This is a genomic window from Flavobacterium sp. ov086, assembly GCF_900187965.1.
Lineage (GTDB): Bacteria > Bacteroidota > Bacteroidia > Flavobacteriales > Flavobacteriaceae > Flavobacterium.
This window is the reverse complement of record NZ_FZNL01000044.1, coordinates 1-18,782: the sequence shown is the minus strand read 5'-3', so window position 1 is coordinate 18,782 and position 18,782 is coordinate 1. Positions and strand designations below refer to the sequence as shown.

Sequence of the window (18,782 nt, the reverse complement as noted above, 5' to 3'; positions counted from 1 at the left end):
GCTGGCAATACCAAATGAATCATTACCAACTTTTATTAAAACAAAAAGGAATCAAACAAAGCATGTCAAGAAAAGGAAACTGCCTAGATAATGCAATTATTGAAAACTTCTTTGGAATATTAAAATCTGAAATGTTTTATACCCAAAAATTTAAATCAATAGAACAATTAAAAAAAGAAATTAATAAGTATATAATATATTACAATAACGAAAGAATTAAATCAAATTTAAACAAAATGAGCCCGATAAAATATCGAGCTCATTATTATCAAACTTAATTATAAATTTGTCTAAACTTTTGGGTGCAGTCTATGATTTCAAATCGGCTCTAATTATAATTTTAAAAGCTATTATTTTTTGAAAGCTTTTACGAAATCATCAAATTTAGTTTGTAAATTCTCAAATCCTTCAGAGAAATAAGTAGCCACAGAAACTTCAGTATTATCATTGAATTTTAAATAGTATACTTCGTCAAGATAAGATAATGAAAACGATTCTCCGGTACCATTATTTGACCAATAACCACCTTCAGCATTCCAAACAGGTAATTGAGAAACATAATCATCACTTTCTTTTTCTGAATGTTGGACGATATCTGCTATTTTAGTTCCGTCCTTTTTAGAAACTAAAATTAACTTCATGTTTTTATTGAAATTAGCTGCGATACCTTCAGATTGTTTTTTCTCATAAGCACTCAAAGCAGTGTAATATGCTTTGAAATTAGTATTAGCGTCGTAGTAATTTGGATAATCAGGACGAACTAAGCTTTTGTCTAAAGCTGCATCATCTGCTGCTGCAGTTGCCAAATCCATATCAGCAACAATGATAAAGTTGTCCATTAATTGGATTAAACCATTTGCTTTTCCTCTGTATTGAATAAGTTCGTCATTATCAATTAAAGCATCGATACTTGCAGTACTTCCTGAGTTAAAGTTTAATAAAGTTTTACCATTATAAGTAAAAGTAGCTTTTGACGTGTTTTCAGTTGCTTTTTTACCGTTCATTTCCCAAGTATAACCATCGTTTAATGTCATTTTATAAGCAAAATCATCCGGTACCTCTTTTTTGTTAGAATACTTAGCAGTTTGTGTGAAAGTAGCAACCTGAGCATTGTCAATTGTTAAAGCCGCATCTGTTGATGTTGGTAAAAAGATGTAGTCATTTGTTGTAACACCAGTTTGCCAAACATAACTATCTTCAATTTTTACTTTTATGTCAGACGAAACACTTTTTGTAGAAAATACTGCATTGTTTGTAGTAAGAGATTTTTTAGCAGGAAAAACGAATTTTAATTCCGTAGTCGAAGCTGTTTTGTCCCATTTTGTGTCAGCATTGTTCCAGGTATAAATACCATAAACACCAGAAACGTTTAAGATATCCTCAACTTCATTATCATTTTTTCCATTAAAAATATCAACAGAACTAAGATCTAATAATCTGTTTAAGTTTTCCATTGCTTCAATAGCGCTTGAACTTTTTGATTTGTCCAATTGAACCAACATGTCATTAGCTTCGACTTCTAATTTAACTTTTTGATCTTTAGGGCTTAATTTAGAATAAGGTTGCTTAACAATGTTTGCAATTTGTTCTGCCAATGTTTGTTCTGCAGTTGGTTGTTCCGGTTTGTTTTCCGGACTGTCTTCGCTAGAACATGAAATTGTCAGTTGAGAAACAACTAATGCCAATAAAAGGAATTTTTTAATCATGGTTTGGTATTTAATTAATGAATTAAATCAAGTTTTTGCCTCGATTTTTAAGCACGCAAGATACTTTGCTAAATTTTAATATGCATACGGGAAACCGTAAAACGTGAAAGTTTTTGTATAAAAAATAATATTAAAAACAATTATGTAGGATTTGTTCTTTTATAGAATGACAGATTAGTTTTTTACCTTTGTATTATATTTTCAAAAATCAAAACGTAGATGTTATACTCAAAAATAGAAGGCGAAGGAAAACCATTTATTATCATGCACGGATTTCTGGGTATGTCGGATAATTGGAAAACACTTGCAGGACAATATGTTGAAGCCGGATTTCAGGTGCATATTTTAGATTTACGCAATCACGGTCGCAGTTTTCATTCAGACGAATGGAGTTATGAAGCAATGGTACAAGACGTTTTCGAATATTGTCAGGCAAATCAATTAACTCAAATAGATATTCTGGGACATTCGATGGGAGGAAAAGTAGCAATGCTTTTTGCAACCACACATCCTGAAATTGTAGACAAATTAATTGTGGCAGATATTGGACCAAAAGCCTACAGGCAACATCATCAGGATATTTTGGCAGGTTTAAACGCAGTTGATTTTTCTGTAAAACCAAGCCGAAATGATGTTGAAGCAATCGTTGCGCAATATGTTCCTGATTTTGGAACACGTCAGTTTTTGTTGAAAAACCTATATTGGGCAGCACCAGGACAATTGGCTTTTAGATTTAATCTCGAAGTTTTTAATAATAATCTAGATGCCATTGGGAAAGCTTTGCCAGACGGATTAGTTTTTGAAAAAGAAACATTGTTTATTCGTGGCGGAGCATCAGGATATATTGCCGATGAAGATTTTGATGCAATACGTCAGCATTTCCCAAATGTTAAGTTCGAAACCATTCCAAATGCAGGACATTGGCTTCATGCCGAAAATCCTAAAATGTTTTTCGAATTAACAACAGAGTTTCTAAAAGAGTAATCGATTAAGAAAGATAAGTGATTTTGTTAGGATATAAAACTGCAGCAAATGAAAACTTTAGTTGTTTTGGGGTCTCCAAATTCAGAAGATGGTAGTTTGGGTTATACCGCTTTAGACAGATTAGATTATTGTAAGGCTATTTTTGAGCCAAAGAATAATTATATTATTTGCACAGGTGGTTTTGGAGCGCACTTTAATACAACTAGCAAGGCACATGCAAATTATGCAATGAAATATCTGATGGATAAAAGAGTAGAAAGCCAAAGTTTTTTAGAGCCAGCTTTGTCGGGTAACACAGTTGAAGATGCCGTTATGACAAAAAAAAAATATTAAGTCATAATCTGGATTCGCTTGTTGTTATTACTTCTGATTTTCATTTGGAAAGAGCAAAACTAATTTTTGATGAAATATTAGAATCTGTTGCAATAGAATATAGAGGAGTTGGGCATGATATATCCCGCATTGAAAAAGAAAAATTGTTGGCGCACGAAAAAAAAGCGGTCAATGGAATCTTAAATAAAGGATTGTATTATTAAAATTTTGTATTTTTACTTTTATACGAAAAAATTAAACTGAAACTTTATGAAATTATTACTTAGACTCCTTGTTACTGCGGGCTTAGTTTTGCTAATTGCTAACTTCTTGCCGGGCGTACATGTTGCCAGTTTTACAACTGCAATAATTGTTGCAATTGTCTTAGGATTATTAAACCTATTTATCAAACCAATATTGGTAATCCTTACTTTGCCGGTAACAGTTATAACTTTAGGATTGTTTTTGCTGGTAATTAATGCAATTATAATTTTACTGTGCACAAATATAGTTGGAGGTTTTGCGGTAGATACTTTCTGGACAGCATTGTTCTTTAGTATTATATTGTCTATTCTTCAATCTATTACTTACAAAATAGTAGGAGACGATGAATAAATCTAAAATATAAATGACGTTTAAAACGTCTTCAAATACAATAGATTAAAAACTTGGTTGGGTTGCAAAAATTTTATAATTTTGCAACCCAATTTTATTATGTAAATTAAAGAAGAAGATGGATATTAAAAGAGTAGCAATAAACGCTGTGAATGAAACAATTGTAATGACAGTTGTTCACATGGATTATAAAGGTCAGGTAGCAAAAAGAATAAACGAAAAAATGCCTTTGGCTACCGTTAAAGGTTTTAGAAAAGGACAAGTACCAAAAGACCTTGTTGAAAAACAATACGGAAAAGCTATTAAGCAAGAAGAAGTTAAAAAAGTAGTTGATTTGGCTTTAGAGCGTTTCGTTCAATCTGAAAGATTAAATCTTTTAGGAACTCCTCTTGCTAAAGAAAACGAAAACTTTGATTGGGATGCAGAAGAACTAACTTTCGAATACGAAATTGGTTTAGTTCCAAACTTCGAAATTGATTTAGAAGCAAAAAATAATATCGTAAAATATATCGTTACTGCTGATGATAAATTAATCGACGGACAAGTAGAGCGTATCCAAAAACAATTCGGAAAAGCAATTCCACAAGAAGTTGTGTCTGCTGATTCTGATTTGACAGGAACTTTCTCAAACGAAGAAAAAGGTATCAACAATACTACTACAATTTCATTATCTACTTTCAACAAAGCTGCTGCTGATAAATTCATCGGTAAAAAAGTTGGAGACGTAGTTGCTGTAAGCACAAAAGGTTTATTCGAAGATGATCACCAATTAATGGATTACTTAAAAGTATCTCATGATGATGTTCACGGTTTAGATGTTGAAGTAAACTTTACTATCGAAGCTATCAACGGAGCTGAATTGGCAGAATTAAACCAAGATTTATTTGATAAACTTTTTGGTGAAGGAAAAGTAGCTTCTTTAGAAGATTTGAAATCTAAAATTAAAGAAGATGCAGAAGCTCAATTCGCACAACAAGCAGATCAAAAATTATTGTTAGACGTTCAGGATTTCCTAATCGAAAACACAAAATTTGATTTACCAGCTGAATTCCTTAAAAAATGGTTGCAAACTGTTGGAGAGAAAAAACTTTCTGCAGAAGAAGCTGAAGTTGAATACGCAAGATCTGAAAAAGGATTACGTTTTCAATTAATCGAAGGAAAAGCTATGGCTCAAAGCAATATCCAAATTACATTTGAAGATTTGAAAGCTTTTACAACAAACGCTATCAAACAACAAATGGCTCAATTTGGTCAAACAAACCCAACTGACGAAGAAGTTCAGGGAATTGTTGCCAGAGTTTTATCTAACCAAGAAGAAGTAAAAAGACTTTCTGAGCAAGTAGTTGCAGAGAAATTGTTAGAAGTGTTCAAAGAAAAAGCAAATCCAACAACTAAAGAAGTAACTTACGAAGAATTTATTGCTGCTTCATACGGAGAATAATTTCTAAAAAATTAAGTATATTTGAGCGTCAGGAACTTTTTCCTGACGCTCTTTTGTTTTAATTTATTTTTGATTAATTTTCAGAAGCTATTCCAGCTATTCGTTACAAGTTTTTTCTTCCGTTTAAGTTTTTTAAATTCTTGCAAGAGCTTCTTTCAGTCGCTTTCCAAGAATAAAAAAACTAAAAAACGCAATTCAAAAAGCTTTTCACTACTATCTGGGCTAGAAATAAGACAAATTGGCATCCTTTATAAAAAGGTACGACCTTTGTAGAAAATAAACTACATACCAATTAACGTAAAACTTAGAACACTTAAAATATGAACTACGGTAAAGAATTCAAAAAATTTGCTACAAAGCACCAAGGAGTAAACGCAATGTACTATGACAAAATCATAGCTGCAATGAACCCAACAAATATGACTCCATATATTATTGAAGAACGTCAGTTGAATATTTCTCAATTAGACGTATTTTCAAGATTAATGATGGACAGAATCATCTTTCTGGGAACAGGTATCGACGATCAGATCGCAAATATCGTTCAGGCACAGTTATTATTTTTAGAAAGTGCTGATGCATCAAAAGATATTCAAATTTATCTAAATTCTCCTGGAGGAAGCGTTTATGCAGGATTAGGAATTTATGACACAATGCAATACATCAAACCAGACGTAGCGACAATTTGTACAGGAATGGCAGCTTCAATGGGAGCAGTTTTATTATGTGCAGGAGCAGCAGGAAAACGTTCGGCTTTGCCACATTCAAGAGTAATGATTCACCAGCCATCTGGAGGAGCACAAGGAGTTGCAACAGATATGGAAATCAACTTACGTGAAATGTTGAAATTGAAAGATGAATTATACAACATCATTTCTCAACATTCAGGACAAACTTTTGACAAAGTGCACAAAGACAGCGAGCGCGATTACTGGATGATCGCTGACGAAGCTAAAGAATACGGAATGATTGACGAAGTATTAAGAAGAAGCTAAAAATCAGTTTATATGTTTCAAGTTTCAGGTTTCAAGTTAAATATAGCAACTTTAAAACCTGAAACTTGAAACCTTTTTAAGACTTGAAACAAAAATATAAGTTAATAAGCTACTAAGTTTCTGAGGTTTTAGTGAAAAATCTCAGAAACTTAGTAACTTTGCAGCTTAGTAACTAAAGAAGAATGGCTAAAGTAGTATTAGAATGTTCGTTTTGTGGAAGAAAAAAGCCAGAAACCAATTTATTGATTGCAGGTATTAATGCACATATCTGTGATAAGTGTATTGAACAAGCACACGGAATTGTATTAGAAGAATTAAAATCAAGCGGAAGCGCAAAACTTGTTGGGGATTTAATTTTAAAGAAACCAAAAGAAATCAGAGCTTTCCTGGATCAATATGTAATTGGTCAGGATCAGACAAAGAAAGTAATGTCTGTGGCAGTTTACAATCACTACAAACGTTTAATGCAACAGCAATTAGACGACGAAGTAGAGATTGAAAAAAGTAACATCATTATGGTTGGTCAAACCGGAACCGGAAAAACATTAGTAGCAAAAACTATTGCAAAAATGTTAGATGTTCCTTTGGCAATCGTTGATGCAACTGTACTTACAGAAGCAGGTTATGTAGGAGAAGATGTCGAAAGTATTTTGACACGTTTACTGCAAGCTGCAGATTATGATGTAACCAAAGCCGAAAGAGGAATCGTATTTATTGATGAAATAGATAAAATTGCCCGTAAGAGCGATAATCCATCGATAACACGTGACGTTTCTGGTGAAGGAGTTCAACAAGCTTTATTGAAACTATTAGAAGGAACAGTTGTAAACGTACCACCAAAAGGAGGACGTAAACATCCGGACCAGAAATTTGTTGAGGTAAACACTCAAAACATCCTGTTTATTGCAGGAGGAGCTTTTGATGGAGTAGAACGTATTATTTCGAAACGATTAAACCGTCAGGCAGTTGGATATTCAACATCTAAAAATGTAGATAATATCGACAAAGACAATTTACTGCAATATATTATTCCAAAAGACATCAAAGATTTTGGTTTGATTCCGGAGATAATTGGTCGTTTGCCAGTTTTAACGCATATGGATCCTCTTGACAGAGAAACATTACGTGCGATTTTGACACAGCCTAAAAATGCGTTAATCAAGCAATATCAAAAATTATTCTTAATGGATGATGTTGAATTTAATATTACTGACGAAGCATTAGATTTTATTGTTGACAAAGCATTAGAATACAAATTAGGAGCTCGTGGATTACGTTCGCTATGCGAAGCTATCTTAACAGATGCAATGTACGAACTACCAAGTTCAGATGATAAAGTTTTGACGATTGATGAAGATTATGCAAGACATACTTTGAGTAAAAATTTATTGAAGCGTATGGAAATTGCTTCGTAAATCTTGATATTACTTTGTTAAAGTTCAAAACTTTGACAAAGTTTACTTAAAACCTGTTCATTTATTTGAACAGGTTTTTTTATGCTTTTTTAGTATTATTTCTATTTCCATTTTATGTAAATTGTGTGGATTATAAAATCTGACAGTAATTTGCTGTAACTTTTATTTTGTTCAGTTTCGTATCTTTATATTACAACTATTAAAACTCTGCGTTATGAATGAAGCTATTGAGGATTCTCAGGGACATATACTTCTTTGGCAAATCATAAATATCATTGGCTTGATAATCATTGTTTATGTATTGTATTTGCTAATTAAGTTTTTACGAAATAAATATAAAAAGTAAGAACGATAAAAAAATAAATAAAAAGTCCCGATTTTAATCGGGACTTTTTTATTGCACCCTAAACTTCTCGCGATATTCAATTGGTTTCATGCCTACCATTTTATAAAATACCTTTCTAAAAGCTTTTGGATCATTATAGCCTGTTTTTTCTATAATTTCAGAAATCGAAAGCTGGGTTTGTTCCAGATATTTCTTAGAACTTTCAACTCTTATATTCTGTAAATATTCAATTGGCGGAATTCCTGTGACTTGCTTAAATCTGCGTGTCATGTTACGCGCGCTTGTTGGAATATCTTTAGTGATCTCTTCCAGTTTTTCAATGGAATGATATTGACTTTCTATTTTTTGCTGTAGCATCGCAACCAAAGTGTCATTATGTAAATGGTTCGGCCTGAAAGTGCTGAAATAACTCTGTTTGTATCTATTCAAATCAATAGAAAAGATTTTAGCAATTTGAACGGCAATTTCATTTCCGCAATATTTCTGGACTAATAAAATTAATAAATGAAATGTTGAGGTAGAGCCGCCACTAGTATATAAACTTCCATCGGCGGTTAATGTTTCTTCGGGTTTTAGTTTTACTAACGGAAAAGCTTTTGTAAACGCACTGCACGCATCAACATGAGTCGTTGCCAGTTTTTCGTTTAATAAACCTGACGCGGCAAACAAAAAAGCCCCGGTACAAAAACTAGCTAATTCGGCTCCGGACTTATGTTGTTTTTTTAACCACGGAATAAAGTTCTTATTCTTTGCAATCATTTCGCTCATATTGTCGGTGGTAAATGCCGGAATCAAAATTAAATCCAGAAACTGATTAGATTCTTCAATAGTATTTACCTCATATCCAAATAAACGTTTGTCGTTGACTTGATCAAGCGATTGAAAAACCATAATATCAAAAGGTTTTTCGGTTTCTGGACTCAGTTTATTAGCCGTTTCAAAAACTTCTAAAATTGCAGCTATACTCAATAATTTATAGTCATGCGGGACGATTAAACCTATTTTGTTACTCATGGTTTTTCTTTTTTGGAAAAATTAGCAGACTTACAAAAATAAACATTTTGTCTTAAATGACCCTAAAGTTGACTTTTAAAGCATCTTAAGCTTAACGTTAATAATCTAACTTTGTCTTAATAATTTGTAATTTTATATAAACATGGAAACAAAAATTTTCTTAAATCTTCCTGTAAAAGATTTAAATAGGTCAATATCATTTTTTACCCAGTTAGGTTTTTCATTCAATCAACAATTTACAAATGACAAAGGAACTTGTTTGATTATTGGTAAAAACATTAATGCAATGCTGTTAGTTGAAGAGTTTTATAAAACATTCACGAATAAAGAAATTTGCAATGCAGAAACAACTAATGAAGTGATTCTTTCGGTACAGGTTGAAAGTCGCGAAAAAGTAAATCAAATAATAGAGAATGCTGTAAAAAATGGAGCAACTGAATATGACGAGGCCAAAGATTATGGATGGATGTATTATCGTTCTTTTTTTGATTTAGACGGGCATCATTGGGAATTCTCGGTTATAAACGAGGATCAAATTCCAGATAAAATGTAACTGTTTAAAAGGAATAAAATGATAAAGGTTCAAAATATAATCAAGGCTCCAATTGAGAAAGTCTGGGAATTATGGACATTGCCTGAACATATTATGAATTGGAACATTCCATTTGCAGACTGGCATACGCCATATGCAGAAAATGATTTGAAAGTGGGAGGTAAATTCAAATTCACAATGGCTTCAAAAGATGGAAGTGAAGGATTCGATTTTGAAGGAGTTTATACTAGAATAGAAAAATGTTCATTAATAGAATATCGACTTTTAGATAACCGTATAGCAAGTGTTCGTTTTGAAAATCTGAATACGGAAACAAAACTGACAGAAACTTTTGAACCCGAAGCTAATCTTTCTGAGGATATGCAAGAGCAATTTTGTCGGGCAGTTATTTGGAAGTTTAAAGAATACGTTGAAAATTTCAAGCAATAAAACCAATAAAAATAAATAGTAAACAATAAATATTAGATATATAATGATAACAGTAAAAAGCACAATTAATAGTTCAATAGACAAAATTTGGAATCTATGGACATTACCGGAACACATTACAAAATGGAGTTTTGCTTCACCAGACTGGCATACGCCTTATGCGGAAAATGATTTAAGAGAAGGCGGAACATTCAAATCAACCATGGCCGCAAAAGATGGCAGCATGAGTTTTGATTTTGGAGGCGAATATACATTGGTAGAGAATCACAAAGCAATCGAATATGTTTTGGGCGATGGCAGAAAAGTTGAGATTAGTTTCAATGAAACTCCAAACGGAGTAGAGGTAATCGAAAGTTTTGACCCTGAAACACAAAATCCGGAAGAAATGCAGCGCGGAGGCTGGCAGGCAATCCTGGATAATTTTAAAAGTTACGTTGAGCAGAATTAATTAATTCTTAAGTTCAAAGGAGAAAAGCAACAAAGGCTCAAAGATTTGAAAAATAGCTTGTGTCTTCGTGGCAAAAAAAGCAAGCATAACTTAAATGTTCTTATATCACTAATATGGTTTAATACATTAATACATATAAAGATGACAAAACAAATTTGGCTGAATTTGCCTGTAAAAGAGGTGGCAAAATCAAAAGCTTTTTTTTCGAAAATAGGATTCTCTTTTAATGAAGAACACGATACACCAAGTTCGACTTGTATGATCGTTGGTGAAGGAAAATTTGTCGTAATGCTTTTTGAAGAATCACTATTTGCTAGTTTTTCTCAAAACAAATTGACAGATACAAAACAAAGTTCAGAAGTTTTGATTTCAATTGATGCAGAAAGTGCTGCAGAAGTTGATGAACTGGCGAAGAAGGTTACTGAAGCAGGCGGAAATGTTTTTGCATCTCCGGCAGAAAGTCAGGGTTGGATGTACGGCTGCGGTTTTGCCGATTTAGACGGTCATCGTTGGAATGTGCTTTTTATGGATTTCAGTAAATTATCGTAACATGGAAACGCTGGAATTTAAAATTAGAATCAAAGCATCGGCAGAAAAAGTCTGGTCGGTTTTGTGGGAAGATGAAACCTATAAAAAATGGACAAGTGCTTTTTGCGAAGGTTCGCACACGATAAGTGATTGGAACGAAGGTGATAAAATACATTTCATGTCGCCTAACGGAGAAGGAATGTATAGTATTATTGAAACTAAAACTCCAAATGTATATATGGCTTTTAAGCATTTGGGCGAAATAAAAGATTTTAAAGAATTGCCCATCGATGAAGAAACCAAAAAGTGGAGTGGAGCAATGGAAACCTATCGATTAACCCCCGATGACGAATTTATAGATTTAGTTGCTCAGGTTGATACGGTCGAAAAGTATCTGGATTATTTTAAAGAAGTATTCCCAAAAGGACTAGAAATAGTAAAAGAACTGTCGGAAATCAATAATTAGCATTCAATAAAAACAATTACAAACAAAAAAACAAAATATCATGGCAACATCAGTAAACCCTTATTTATTATTTAATGGAAATTGCGAAGATGCATTTTTATTTTACAAATCAGTTTTTGGAGGAGAATTTTCGTTTATCGGAAAATTTAAAGATATGCCCGCAGGCGAACCTGGGAGCTGTCCCGAAGTATCAGAGAAAGATGCAAACAGAATAATGCACGTTTCACTACCAATTGGTGATACCATTTTAATGGGAAGCGACAGCAACGAACAATCTGGTGACGTAGCTTTTGGAGGAAACTTTTCAGTATCAATCAATGTTGAAAGTGCTGGCGAAGGTGATAGAATCTTTAATGGACTTTCGGCTGGAGGAACCATTTACATGCCAATGGGGAAAACCTTTTGGGGAGCTTATTTCGGAATGTTCAAAGATAAATTCGGTGTAAGCTGGATGGTAAACTTTGATGAAAATCAACCAAAATAATAGTAAAAAGTTAGTTTATTTTAATACAAGAAGATAATTGTTAAATTAATTGAAAAAGCACATTCATATGTGCTTTTTCTTTGCAAAAAAAACAAACAATATCCTTTTTTATAAACAATAGATTGCCGATTTTTGTCGCTTCATAAAATCAACAAAGATATAATGGCAGAAGATAAAGAGATTATTTTATTAAAAGTTTCAGGACATGATAAACCAGGAGTAACAGCTGGTTTGACAGCTGTATTAGCTGCTTATGATGCTAATATTTTAGATATTGGTCAAGCCGATATTCATGATACACTATCTTTAGGAATTTTATTCGAAGTCGAAGCGGGTTCTAGTTCTGGGCCAGTTTTAAAAGACCTATTGTTCAAAGCTTATGAATTAGAAGTAAAAGTTAAATTCATTCCAATCTCAGTCGAAGATTATGAAAAGTGGGTTAAAACACAATCAAAGCAACGTTATATCATCAATATTTTAGGAGAAAAACTAGCCGCTTCACAATTGGCGGCAGTAGCAAAGTTACTATCCGATCAAAATTTGAATATCGTTTCTATTATAAGATTAACAGGCAGAACATCTGTAGTCGAAAAAGAAGAATATCCACGTTCTTGTATACAACTATCACTAACAGGAGATATTGTAGACAAAATTGCTATGACGGCAAGTTTCATGGAAATTTCAAGAACTCTAAACGTTGATATTTCATTTCAGGAAGATAATATTTACCGAAGAAACAGACGCTTAGTTTGCTTCGATATGGATTCAACTTTAATCCAAACCGAAGTAATTGACGAATTGGCGGAGTTAAACGGAGTAGGAGAGCAAGTTCGCGCCATCACCGAATCTGCTATGAATGGTGAAATAGATTTCAATGAAAGTTTCAAACAACGTATGGCATTGTTAGAAGGTTTGAGCGAAGATGTTTTGCAAAATGTTGCTGTAAATTTACCAATAACAAAAGGAGCACATCGTTTGATGAAAGCCTTAAAATATTACGGATATAAAACCGCAATTTTATCCGGAGGTTTCACTTATTTTGGAGATTATCTTCAAAAAGAATTGGGTATCGATTACGTTCATGCCAACCGATTGGAGATTAAAGATGGTAAATTAACCGGTAAATATTTGGGTGATATCGTAGACGGTCAAAAGAAAGCCGAATACCTAAAAGCAATTGCCGAAAAAGAAGGAATCCACATCAATCAAACCATTGCCGTAGGTGACGGGGCCAACGATTTACCAATGCTGAATTTGGCTGGTTTAGGAATCGCTTTCCACGCAAAACCAAAAGTAAAAGAAAACGCCTCAACTTCAATTTCAAGTCTTGGTCTTGACGGGGTTTTATATCTATTAGGCTATCACGATCGATATATTGATATGATGTGATATTTTTAAATAACACAAAGTTTGTCATTCTGAGGAACGAAGAATCTCCGCAAGTAACTCGACAATAAAAGTAATAAAAACACAAAACCTTAGTTTTTCAATAAAAGCTAAGGTTTTTTTATGGGCATGTCCCTCCGGGTCGGGCTATCCGTTTCAATCTTTTGTGCCGAACCCCGGCACAAAAGGATTTCCACTTCTATCCCTCATGCGATTTAGTGTAATCATGGGTTTTTTAAGTTCCAACCTTTTTCAATCAAATAGGTTTTGCATTTTATGCAAAAGTCTTTTTCTTCATTTAAATGATTTTTTCCTTCCGCATCTCGCATCAAACATGTTTTGACGGGACAATGCGCTAAGCCTTCAGTATGACCCAATTCATGTAGAACTACTTTATAAAACTGTTCGTTTTTATTTTGTATACTCATTCTAAAATCAGAAACGACACATGCTTTTCCGGGATGATAGCCTAATCCCATAACTCCCCAATCTTCGATTTTTCCTTTGGTTACACTAATATCTTTATTTGATAATCCGACGATGACAGAATCCTTGCCAATATTATTTTTAATGGTTTTAATAATGGTGTCTGCACGATATCTGTTTCGGAGTTCGTAGTAAGAATTTTTTGGAAAAGGAATATTCTTTCTTAAAACAACATTTGGATTAATTGTTTGGATTTTGTTCAATACATTTTTTGCCTGTTCAATATTGAAATCCCCTAAAGGTTGAATAACAATTATTTTTTGATGGACTTTCGTCTCATTTGTACAAGAAATTAAAGAAAGAATTAAAATCAGAATGTATTTTTTCATTATTAATTTTCTTCCTTGATTATTGATTTTTGTACAACTGGACAGGATAATCTTTTATAAAACTCCAATCAGAATTATTTTGGCAATCTAGTTTTATTTTTTTGTCTGGATATTTACTTTTTAACTCATTAAAAAGTTTAGAAATCGCTTTCGAATCTTCTCCGTAAAACCAATAATTTCTTTCTCCTCCGTAAGTTTCAACTAGAAAAATAATACCAGAGTTTTCACCTTGAAATATGTTCACTACGTCGAAATCAAAATCCATAAGGGATTTATTATAGCCTGATGTTGGTAATCCATTATCTTTAGTGCTCTCAAATTCATGAGTTATAGAAATTAATTCAGGATATCTTGATTTATACTCCCAAATGTTTTTATAGTTGGGAATTCTTAAATATAATGGAAGTCCTTCATATTCAGTTTGGGTTGTTAGCCATTCCATTTTTTCTATTGTTTTATTTTGAGAAAATGAAGCTGTTGTTATGGTAATAAAGAATAAAATATATATTCTTCTGATTTTACTTTTCATTTAAATCGTGAAAATTCGTGGCTAACTCTTAACAGCACACATCTCCTTCAACTGTTCTAAATAATCTCTCTGATTAGAAAGTCTCGGAATCTTGTGTTGTCCGCCTAATTTATCTCTTTCTTTTAGCCAATCATAAAATAAGTTTTCGCGTGCTACATTAATAACTAAAGGATTTAGAGTCATATTGTTGTGGCGTTTGGCTTCGTAATCAGAGTTTAAAGTCTGTAATGTTTCGTCGAGAACTTTTTGGAAAAGCCCAACATCAGTAGGTTTCTTCTTGAATTCAATCATCCATTCATGCGCACCTTTCTCTTTGTCTTGCATAAAAATAGGAGCCACAGTATAGTCAATAACTTCCGTGTGGGTAATCTGGCAAGCTTTGGCAATAGCCTGATCTGTGTTTTCGACCATTAATTCTTCGCCAAAAACATTAATATGATGCTTAGTTCTTCCTGTAACACGAATTCTGTAAGGATTTAAAGAAGTAAAACGAACTGTATCACCAATTAAATAACGCCATAAACCAGAATTGGTTGTAATAACAATGGCATAGTTTTTATTCAATTCAACATCAGCCAGACGAACTACTTTTTGATTTGGAGTTCCAAAAGTATCCATCGAAATAAATTCGTAGAAAATTCCATAATCCAACATCAATAATAAGTCGCTTGAATTATTCAAATCCTGAATTGCAAAAAAGCCTTCGGAGGCATTGTATATCTCGTAATATTTGAAATCTTTACTAGGCAAAATTTTCTTGTATTGATCTTTATAAGGAGAAAAACTCACGCCGCCATGAAAGTAAACTTCAAGATTTGGCCAGATTTCTAATAAGCTTTCTTTTCCTGTATTTTCTAAAACTTTATTCATTAAAACCAACATCCAGGACGGAACTCCGGCAAAACTGGTAACGTTTTCATTTTTGGTTTCATTTATAATTGCGGCAATTTTAGATTCCCACTCACTCATTAATGAGGTTTTGTTGCTTGGTGTGCTGCTAAATTCAGCCCAGATAGGCATGTTTTCGATTAAAATAGCCGATAAATCTCCAAAGAAAGTATTGTTGTTTTCATAAATCTGAGAACTTCCACCCAAGCGAAGACTTTTCCCCAGAAACAATTCAGAATCTTCATTGTTATTTAAATACAGACAAAGTAAATCTTTACTTCCTTTATAGTGACAATCTTCCAGCGCTTCATTACTTACCGGAATAAATTTACTTTTTGCATTTGTAGTTCCGCTAGATTTGGCAAACCATTTAATAGGTGTTTCCCAAAAAACACCTTGTTCGCCCTGACGTGTGCGTTCTATCAAAGGTTGTAATTCTTCATACGTCGCGATCGGAACTCTTTCGACAAAAGTCTGATAAGAGTTTATCGATGAAAAATCATATTTTTTTCCAAGAATCGTATTCTCTGAAGCCATCAATAAATTATGCAATAGTTCTTCCTGAACTTCATTCGGATATTTTAAAAAAAGTTCTATTTGATGTATCCTTTGTTTCAGGACCCAAGAAGCAAACGAATTGATTATTGATAAGGGCATGGAGAGAATTTAGGTTTTTAGATTGTTGGCTTTAGATTTTAAATTTCAGATGTACAATTAGTGTAAAATCAAGAACTTTAAAATTTGAATATCGATGTACAAATATTAACTTTGTCGTTGTATCAAAAATAGTGTTTTTTTGTAAAAAAAGACATTCTAATTACACGAAAAATTCTAAATACACAAGAATTTTAGAACCTTGGCAAACAATCTGAAATTTATAATCACCAATCTAAAATATAATGACATATAAAGGAGTACTTACAAAAATGCAAACCGAACTGGGAACCCCAATTCAATATTATTTGGTTTTCGAGGATAGCTTTCTAAATATGAATCAACTATTGAATAAAGAGATTGAGATCAATTTTGCAGGTTATGAATGCCTAAATTGTCATAAAAAGAAAAAAATATACAGACAAGGTTTCTGTTATGAGTGTTTCTATTCAAGTCCTGCTGTTGGGGACTGGATTATGAGGCCGGAATTAAGTACAGCTCATTTAGGAATCGCCGATCGTGATTTAGATTATGAGCAAAAAGTGCAATTGCAGCCCCATATTGTTTATTTGGCTTTGGCAAGTGAAATAAAAGTGGGAGTAACGCGCAAAACACAGGTTCCAACCCGTTGGATTGATCAGGGTGCAACAAAGGCAATTGCAATTGTTGAGGTTCCTAATAGATATTTGGCTGGAATTACAGAGGTTGCATTGAAAGATCATTATACGGATAAAACCAATTGGAGAAAAATGCTTCAAAGCACAGGTGAAAGTTTTGACCTGATTGCCGAAAAAATAAAAGTCGAAAGTTTGATTCCATCCGAAGTTCAGGAATACTTTTATGCTCAAAAAAATGATTTATACGAACTACATTATCCGGTTCTAAATTATCCTGCAAAAGTAGCCAGTTTGAATTTAGATAAAACACCATCCTTTCAAGGAAAATTAACAGGAATCAAAGGTCAGTATCTTATTTTTGAAAACGGAACTGTTTTTAATATTCGCGGATCTGAAGGTTATGTTGTTGAAATAAACGTCTAGTGTAAGTAGCTAAACGTCGATTACTATTGGCTAACTGTCTAGTAATTTGTTATTTATAAAACAGTTTGTGTAGTTTTAAATCTCTTTTAAGAAGCTGTAAGTGTGAATGTTGATACATTTGGTTACAATTTTGTAATAATAGCTTATTGAAAGAATTTAATTTTAAAAATAAAAAGAGGCTAGCTTTGAGTTAGTTCATTCTTTACGTTTTTTCTAAAATTGAATAGAGATTTTTTATAATTACTAAATTATTTATAGATGAGTGTTTTAAGCAAAATAAATCATTACAGGCGTGGTGTAATGCGCAATCTGACTAAGAACATTGGAAAACCAAAAAGTGATCAGGGGATTATTTTGGTTGATAAATCTGAGATTAAACGGGTTTTGATCTGCAGACCAAATGGACGGTTAGGAAACCTGTTATTGATTACGCCTTTGGTTCAGGAAGTCACAGAAATATTTCCAAATTGTAAAGTCGATTTGTTTGTTAAGGGAAGATTAGCTCCAATAATTTTTGAGAATTACGAAAGCATTAATAAAATAATCGATTTACCCAAAAAGCCCTTCAAAAGTTTATTGAAATATCTGAATGTCTGGATTTCAATAAAAAAGCAAAAATACGATGTTGCGATCAATGTAGATCAAAACTCTTCTTCAGGACGTCTAGCAGTCCAGTTTTCTAATGCTAAGTATAAATTTTACGGAGATCTAATTGAAGAATCTCAACCTGTAAAAAACGATTACGCTCATATTGCAAAATACCCCGTCTATAACTTCCGACATTACTTAACAAAACTCGGACTTGCAAAAATCAATAAAATAGTTGCTCCAATCGACTTAAAATTATCTTCTTCTGAAATTACGCAAGGCAAAAACATTTTGAATGATTTAGTTCATAATTCTAAAAGAACAATTTGCATATTTACTTATGCAACCGGAGCAAAATGCCTCTCAGAGGATTGGTGGGAAAACTTTTACTCACAACTTACAGAGGTATATAAAGATTATAATATTATTGAAATTCTGCCTGTAGAAAATGTTTCACAAATAGCATTTAAAGCGCCTACATTTTATAGTAAAGACATTCGGGAAATTGGATCTGTAATTGCAAATGCCGATTTGTTTATTGGGGCCGATAGCGGAATAATGCACTTGGCAAGCGCAGTTCAGACACCAACAATTGGTTTGTTTTCTATCTCAAACATGAAAAAATATCAGCCTTATGATAATTGCAGTATAGGAGTAGATGTCAATTTATACACTAGAAAAGAGTATATAAAAACGATAAACTCAATTTTGAATAATGGGAAACTAAATACGTATTCAGACGCAATTTAATTGTAATTTAAAGTATAAAAAAGAGGCATTCACCAAAGTGAATGCCTCTTTTTTTAAGGAATATTTGTCTCGTCCTGAAATAGCGATACACAAAAAGCCATCGTTATGGAAGATCAAATAAATTATGTAAAGCGTAGTCAACGAGATTACAGTATGTCACTAAAACTTCAAATTGTTAGTGAGATTGAAAAAGGAAATATTTCTATTACTCAAACAAGAAAACAATATGGTATTCAGAGTCATGGAACAGTTTTAAATTGGTTAAGAAAATTTGGTAACTTTGATTGGGAGAACCAAACCCCAACCCAAATGGCAAAAACACCTGAACAGAAGATAATGGAACTCGAAGCCCAAGTGAAATTATTGGAAAAGCAAAAAGCATTATTGGAAAGACAG

23 protein-coding genes are annotated in these 18,782 nt (G+C 32.8%); 18 read left to right on the top strand and 5 right to left on the bottom strand.

Translation table 11 applies throughout. From position 1 onward, the window contains the following. Nucleotides 1-278, top strand: a 278-nt coding sequence (locus tag CHB81_RS26190; protein ID WP_141130473.1) for an IS3 family transposase, incomplete at its 5' end; no start/stop codon positions are given. 72 nt (nt 279-350) lie between these two features. Here the strand turns inward: CHB81_RS26190 and CHB81_RS26185 are convergent. Next, entirely contained in the window at nt 351-1,706 is a 1,356-nt protein-coding gene (locus tag CHB81_RS26185; RefSeq protein WP_089354760.1) for a hypothetical protein, read from the bottom strand. A 219-nt stretch (nt 1,707-1,925) separates the two neighbouring features. Between CHB81_RS26185 and CHB81_RS26180 the strand changes: the two genes are divergently transcribed. From CHB81_RS26180 to clpX, 7 genes are all read left to right on the top strand, one after another. Continuing rightward, a complete protein-coding gene (locus CHB81_RS26180; protein WP_089354759.1) occupies nt 1,926-2,690 on the top strand; it encodes an alpha/beta fold hydrolase in 765 nt (254 codons plus the stop codon). Between the two features lie 48 nt (nt 2,691-2,738). Then, nucleotides 2,739-3,023 (top strand): ElyC/SanA/YdcF family protein, encoded by a 285-nt coding sequence (locus CHB81_RS26175; RefSeq protein ID WP_089354758.1) that lies wholly within the window; start codon nt 2,739-2,741, stop codon nt 3,021-3,023. Nucleotides 3,024-3,067: 44 nt separating this feature from the next. Continuing rightward, nucleotides 3,068-3,226 (top strand): hypothetical protein, encoded by a 159-nt coding sequence (locus CHB81_RS27000; protein WP_176427584.1) that lies wholly within the window; start codon nt 3,068-3,070, stop codon nt 3,224-3,226. Nucleotides 3,227-3,272: 46 nt separating this feature from the next. Continuing rightward, nucleotides 3,273-3,617 (top strand): phage holin family protein, encoded by a 345-nt coding sequence (locus CHB81_RS26170; RefSeq protein WP_089354757.1) that lies wholly within the window; start codon nt 3,273-3,275, stop codon nt 3,615-3,617. A 118-nt stretch (nt 3,618-3,735) separates the two neighbouring features. After that, nucleotides 3,736-5,058: a trigger factor gene (locus CHB81_RS26165; RefSeq protein ID WP_089354756.1), complete on the top strand. Its 1,323-nt coding sequence runs from the start codon at nt 3,736-3,738 to the stop codon at nt 5,056-5,058. A 320-nt stretch (nt 5,059-5,378) separates the two neighbouring features. Further along, complete coding sequence (gene clpP, locus CHB81_RS26160; RefSeq protein WP_089354755.1) at nt 5,379-6,053, top strand: ATP-dependent Clp endopeptidase proteolytic subunit ClpP; 675 nt, start codon at nt 5,379-5,381, stop codon at nt 6,051-6,053. Between the two features lie 182 nt (nt 6,054-6,235). Continuing rightward, the gene (gene clpX, locus CHB81_RS26155) at nt 6,236-7,468 is read left to right on the top strand and encodes an ATP-dependent Clp protease ATP-binding subunit ClpX (protein WP_089354754.1); all 1,233 of its coding nucleotides are present in this window, start codon (nt 6,236-6,238) and stop codon (nt 7,466-7,468) included. Between the two features lie 394 nt (nt 7,469-7,862). Here clpX and CHB81_RS26150 read toward each other — a convergent pair whose 3' ends face one another. Then, nucleotides 7,863-8,828: a GlxA family transcriptional regulator gene (locus tag CHB81_RS26150; RefSeq protein WP_089354753.1), complete on the bottom strand. Its 966-nt coding sequence runs from the start codon at nt 8,826-8,828 to the stop codon at nt 7,863-7,865. A gap of 142 nt (nt 8,829-8,970) precedes the next feature. On the opposite strand from CHB81_RS26150, the gene CHB81_RS26145 reads away from it, so the two are divergent. From CHB81_RS26145 to serB, 7 genes are all read left to right on the top strand, one after another. Next, nucleotides 8,971-9,381, top strand: coding sequence for a VOC family protein (locus tag CHB81_RS26145; protein WP_089354752.1), 411 nt, complete (start codon nt 8,971-8,973; stop codon nt 9,379-9,381). A gap of 18 nt (nt 9,382-9,399) precedes the next feature. Next, nucleotides 9,400-9,810: an SRPBCC domain-containing protein gene (locus tag CHB81_RS26140; RefSeq protein ID WP_089354751.1), complete on the top strand. Its 411-nt coding sequence runs from the start codon at nt 9,400-9,402 to the stop codon at nt 9,808-9,810. Nucleotides 9,811-9,853: 43 nt separating this feature from the next. Further along, nucleotides 9,854-10,258, top strand: a complete 405-nt coding sequence (locus CHB81_RS26135; protein WP_089354750.1) for an SRPBCC family protein — start codon at nt 9,854-9,856, stop codon at nt 10,256-10,258. Between the two features lie 141 nt (nt 10,259-10,399). Continuing rightward, nucleotides 10,400-10,807 carry a VOC family protein gene (locus CHB81_RS26130; protein ID WP_089354749.1) on the top strand — a complete coding sequence of 136 codons (408 nt, stop codon included), beginning with the start codon at nt 10,400-10,402 and terminating at the stop codon, nt 10,805-10,807. A 1-nt stretch (nt 10,808) separates the two neighbouring features. After that, the gene (locus CHB81_RS26125) at nt 10,809-11,252 is read left to right on the top strand and encodes an ATPase (protein ID WP_089354748.1); all 444 of its coding nucleotides are present in this window, start codon (nt 10,809-10,811) and stop codon (nt 11,250-11,252) included. 40 nt (nt 11,253-11,292) lie between these two features. After that, nucleotides 11,293-11,736, top strand: coding sequence for a VOC family protein (locus tag CHB81_RS26120; protein WP_089354747.1), 444 nt, complete (start codon nt 11,293-11,295; stop codon nt 11,734-11,736). 162 nt (nt 11,737-11,898) lie between these two features. After that, nucleotides 11,899-13,125: a phosphoserine phosphatase SerB gene (gene serB / locus CHB81_RS26115; protein ID WP_089354746.1), complete on the top strand. Its 1,227-nt coding sequence runs from the start codon at nt 11,899-11,901 to the stop codon at nt 13,123-13,125. Nucleotides 13,126-13,346: 221 nt separating this feature from the next. Here the strand turns inward: serB and CHB81_RS26110 are convergent, their stop codons facing one another. The 3 genes from CHB81_RS26110 to CHB81_RS26100 are packed head-to-tail and all read right to left on the bottom strand — an operon-like array spanning nt 13,347 to nt 16,011. After that, nucleotides 13,347-13,937, bottom strand: coding sequence for a Zn-dependent protease (locus CHB81_RS26110; RefSeq protein WP_089354745.1), 591 nt, complete (start codon nt 13,935-13,937; stop codon nt 13,347-13,349). A gap of 19 nt (nt 13,938-13,956) precedes the next feature. Continuing rightward, nucleotides 13,957-14,466 carry a DUF695 domain-containing protein gene (locus tag CHB81_RS26105; protein ID WP_089354744.1) on the bottom strand — a complete coding sequence of 170 codons (510 nt, stop codon included), beginning with the start codon at nt 14,464-14,466 and terminating at the stop codon, nt 13,957-13,959. Between the two features lie 21 nt (nt 14,467-14,487). Beyond that, entirely contained in the window at nt 14,488-16,011 is a 1,524-nt protein-coding gene (locus CHB81_RS26100; RefSeq protein WP_089354743.1) for a GH3 auxin-responsive promoter family protein, read from the bottom strand. A gap of 242 nt (nt 16,012-16,253) precedes the next feature. Between CHB81_RS26100 and CHB81_RS26095 the strand changes: the two genes are divergently transcribed. The 3 genes from CHB81_RS26095 to CHB81_RS26085 all read left to right on the top strand — a co-directional run. Next, nucleotides 16,254-17,048 (top strand): DUF2797 domain-containing protein, encoded by a 795-nt coding sequence (locus tag CHB81_RS26095; protein WP_089354742.1) that lies wholly within the window; start codon nt 16,254-16,256, stop codon nt 17,046-17,048. 258 nt (nt 17,049-17,306) lie between these two features. Then, on the top strand, nt 17,307-18,386 hold the full coding sequence (locus CHB81_RS26090; protein ID WP_089354741.1) for a glycosyltransferase family 9 protein: 1,080 nt from the start codon (nt 17,307-17,309) through the stop codon (nt 18,384-18,386). Nucleotides 18,387-18,491: 105 nt separating this feature from the next. Next, a partial coding sequence (locus CHB81_RS26085; protein ID WP_141130472.1) for a transposase occupies nt 18,492-18,782 on the top strand: 291 nt, incomplete at its 3' end.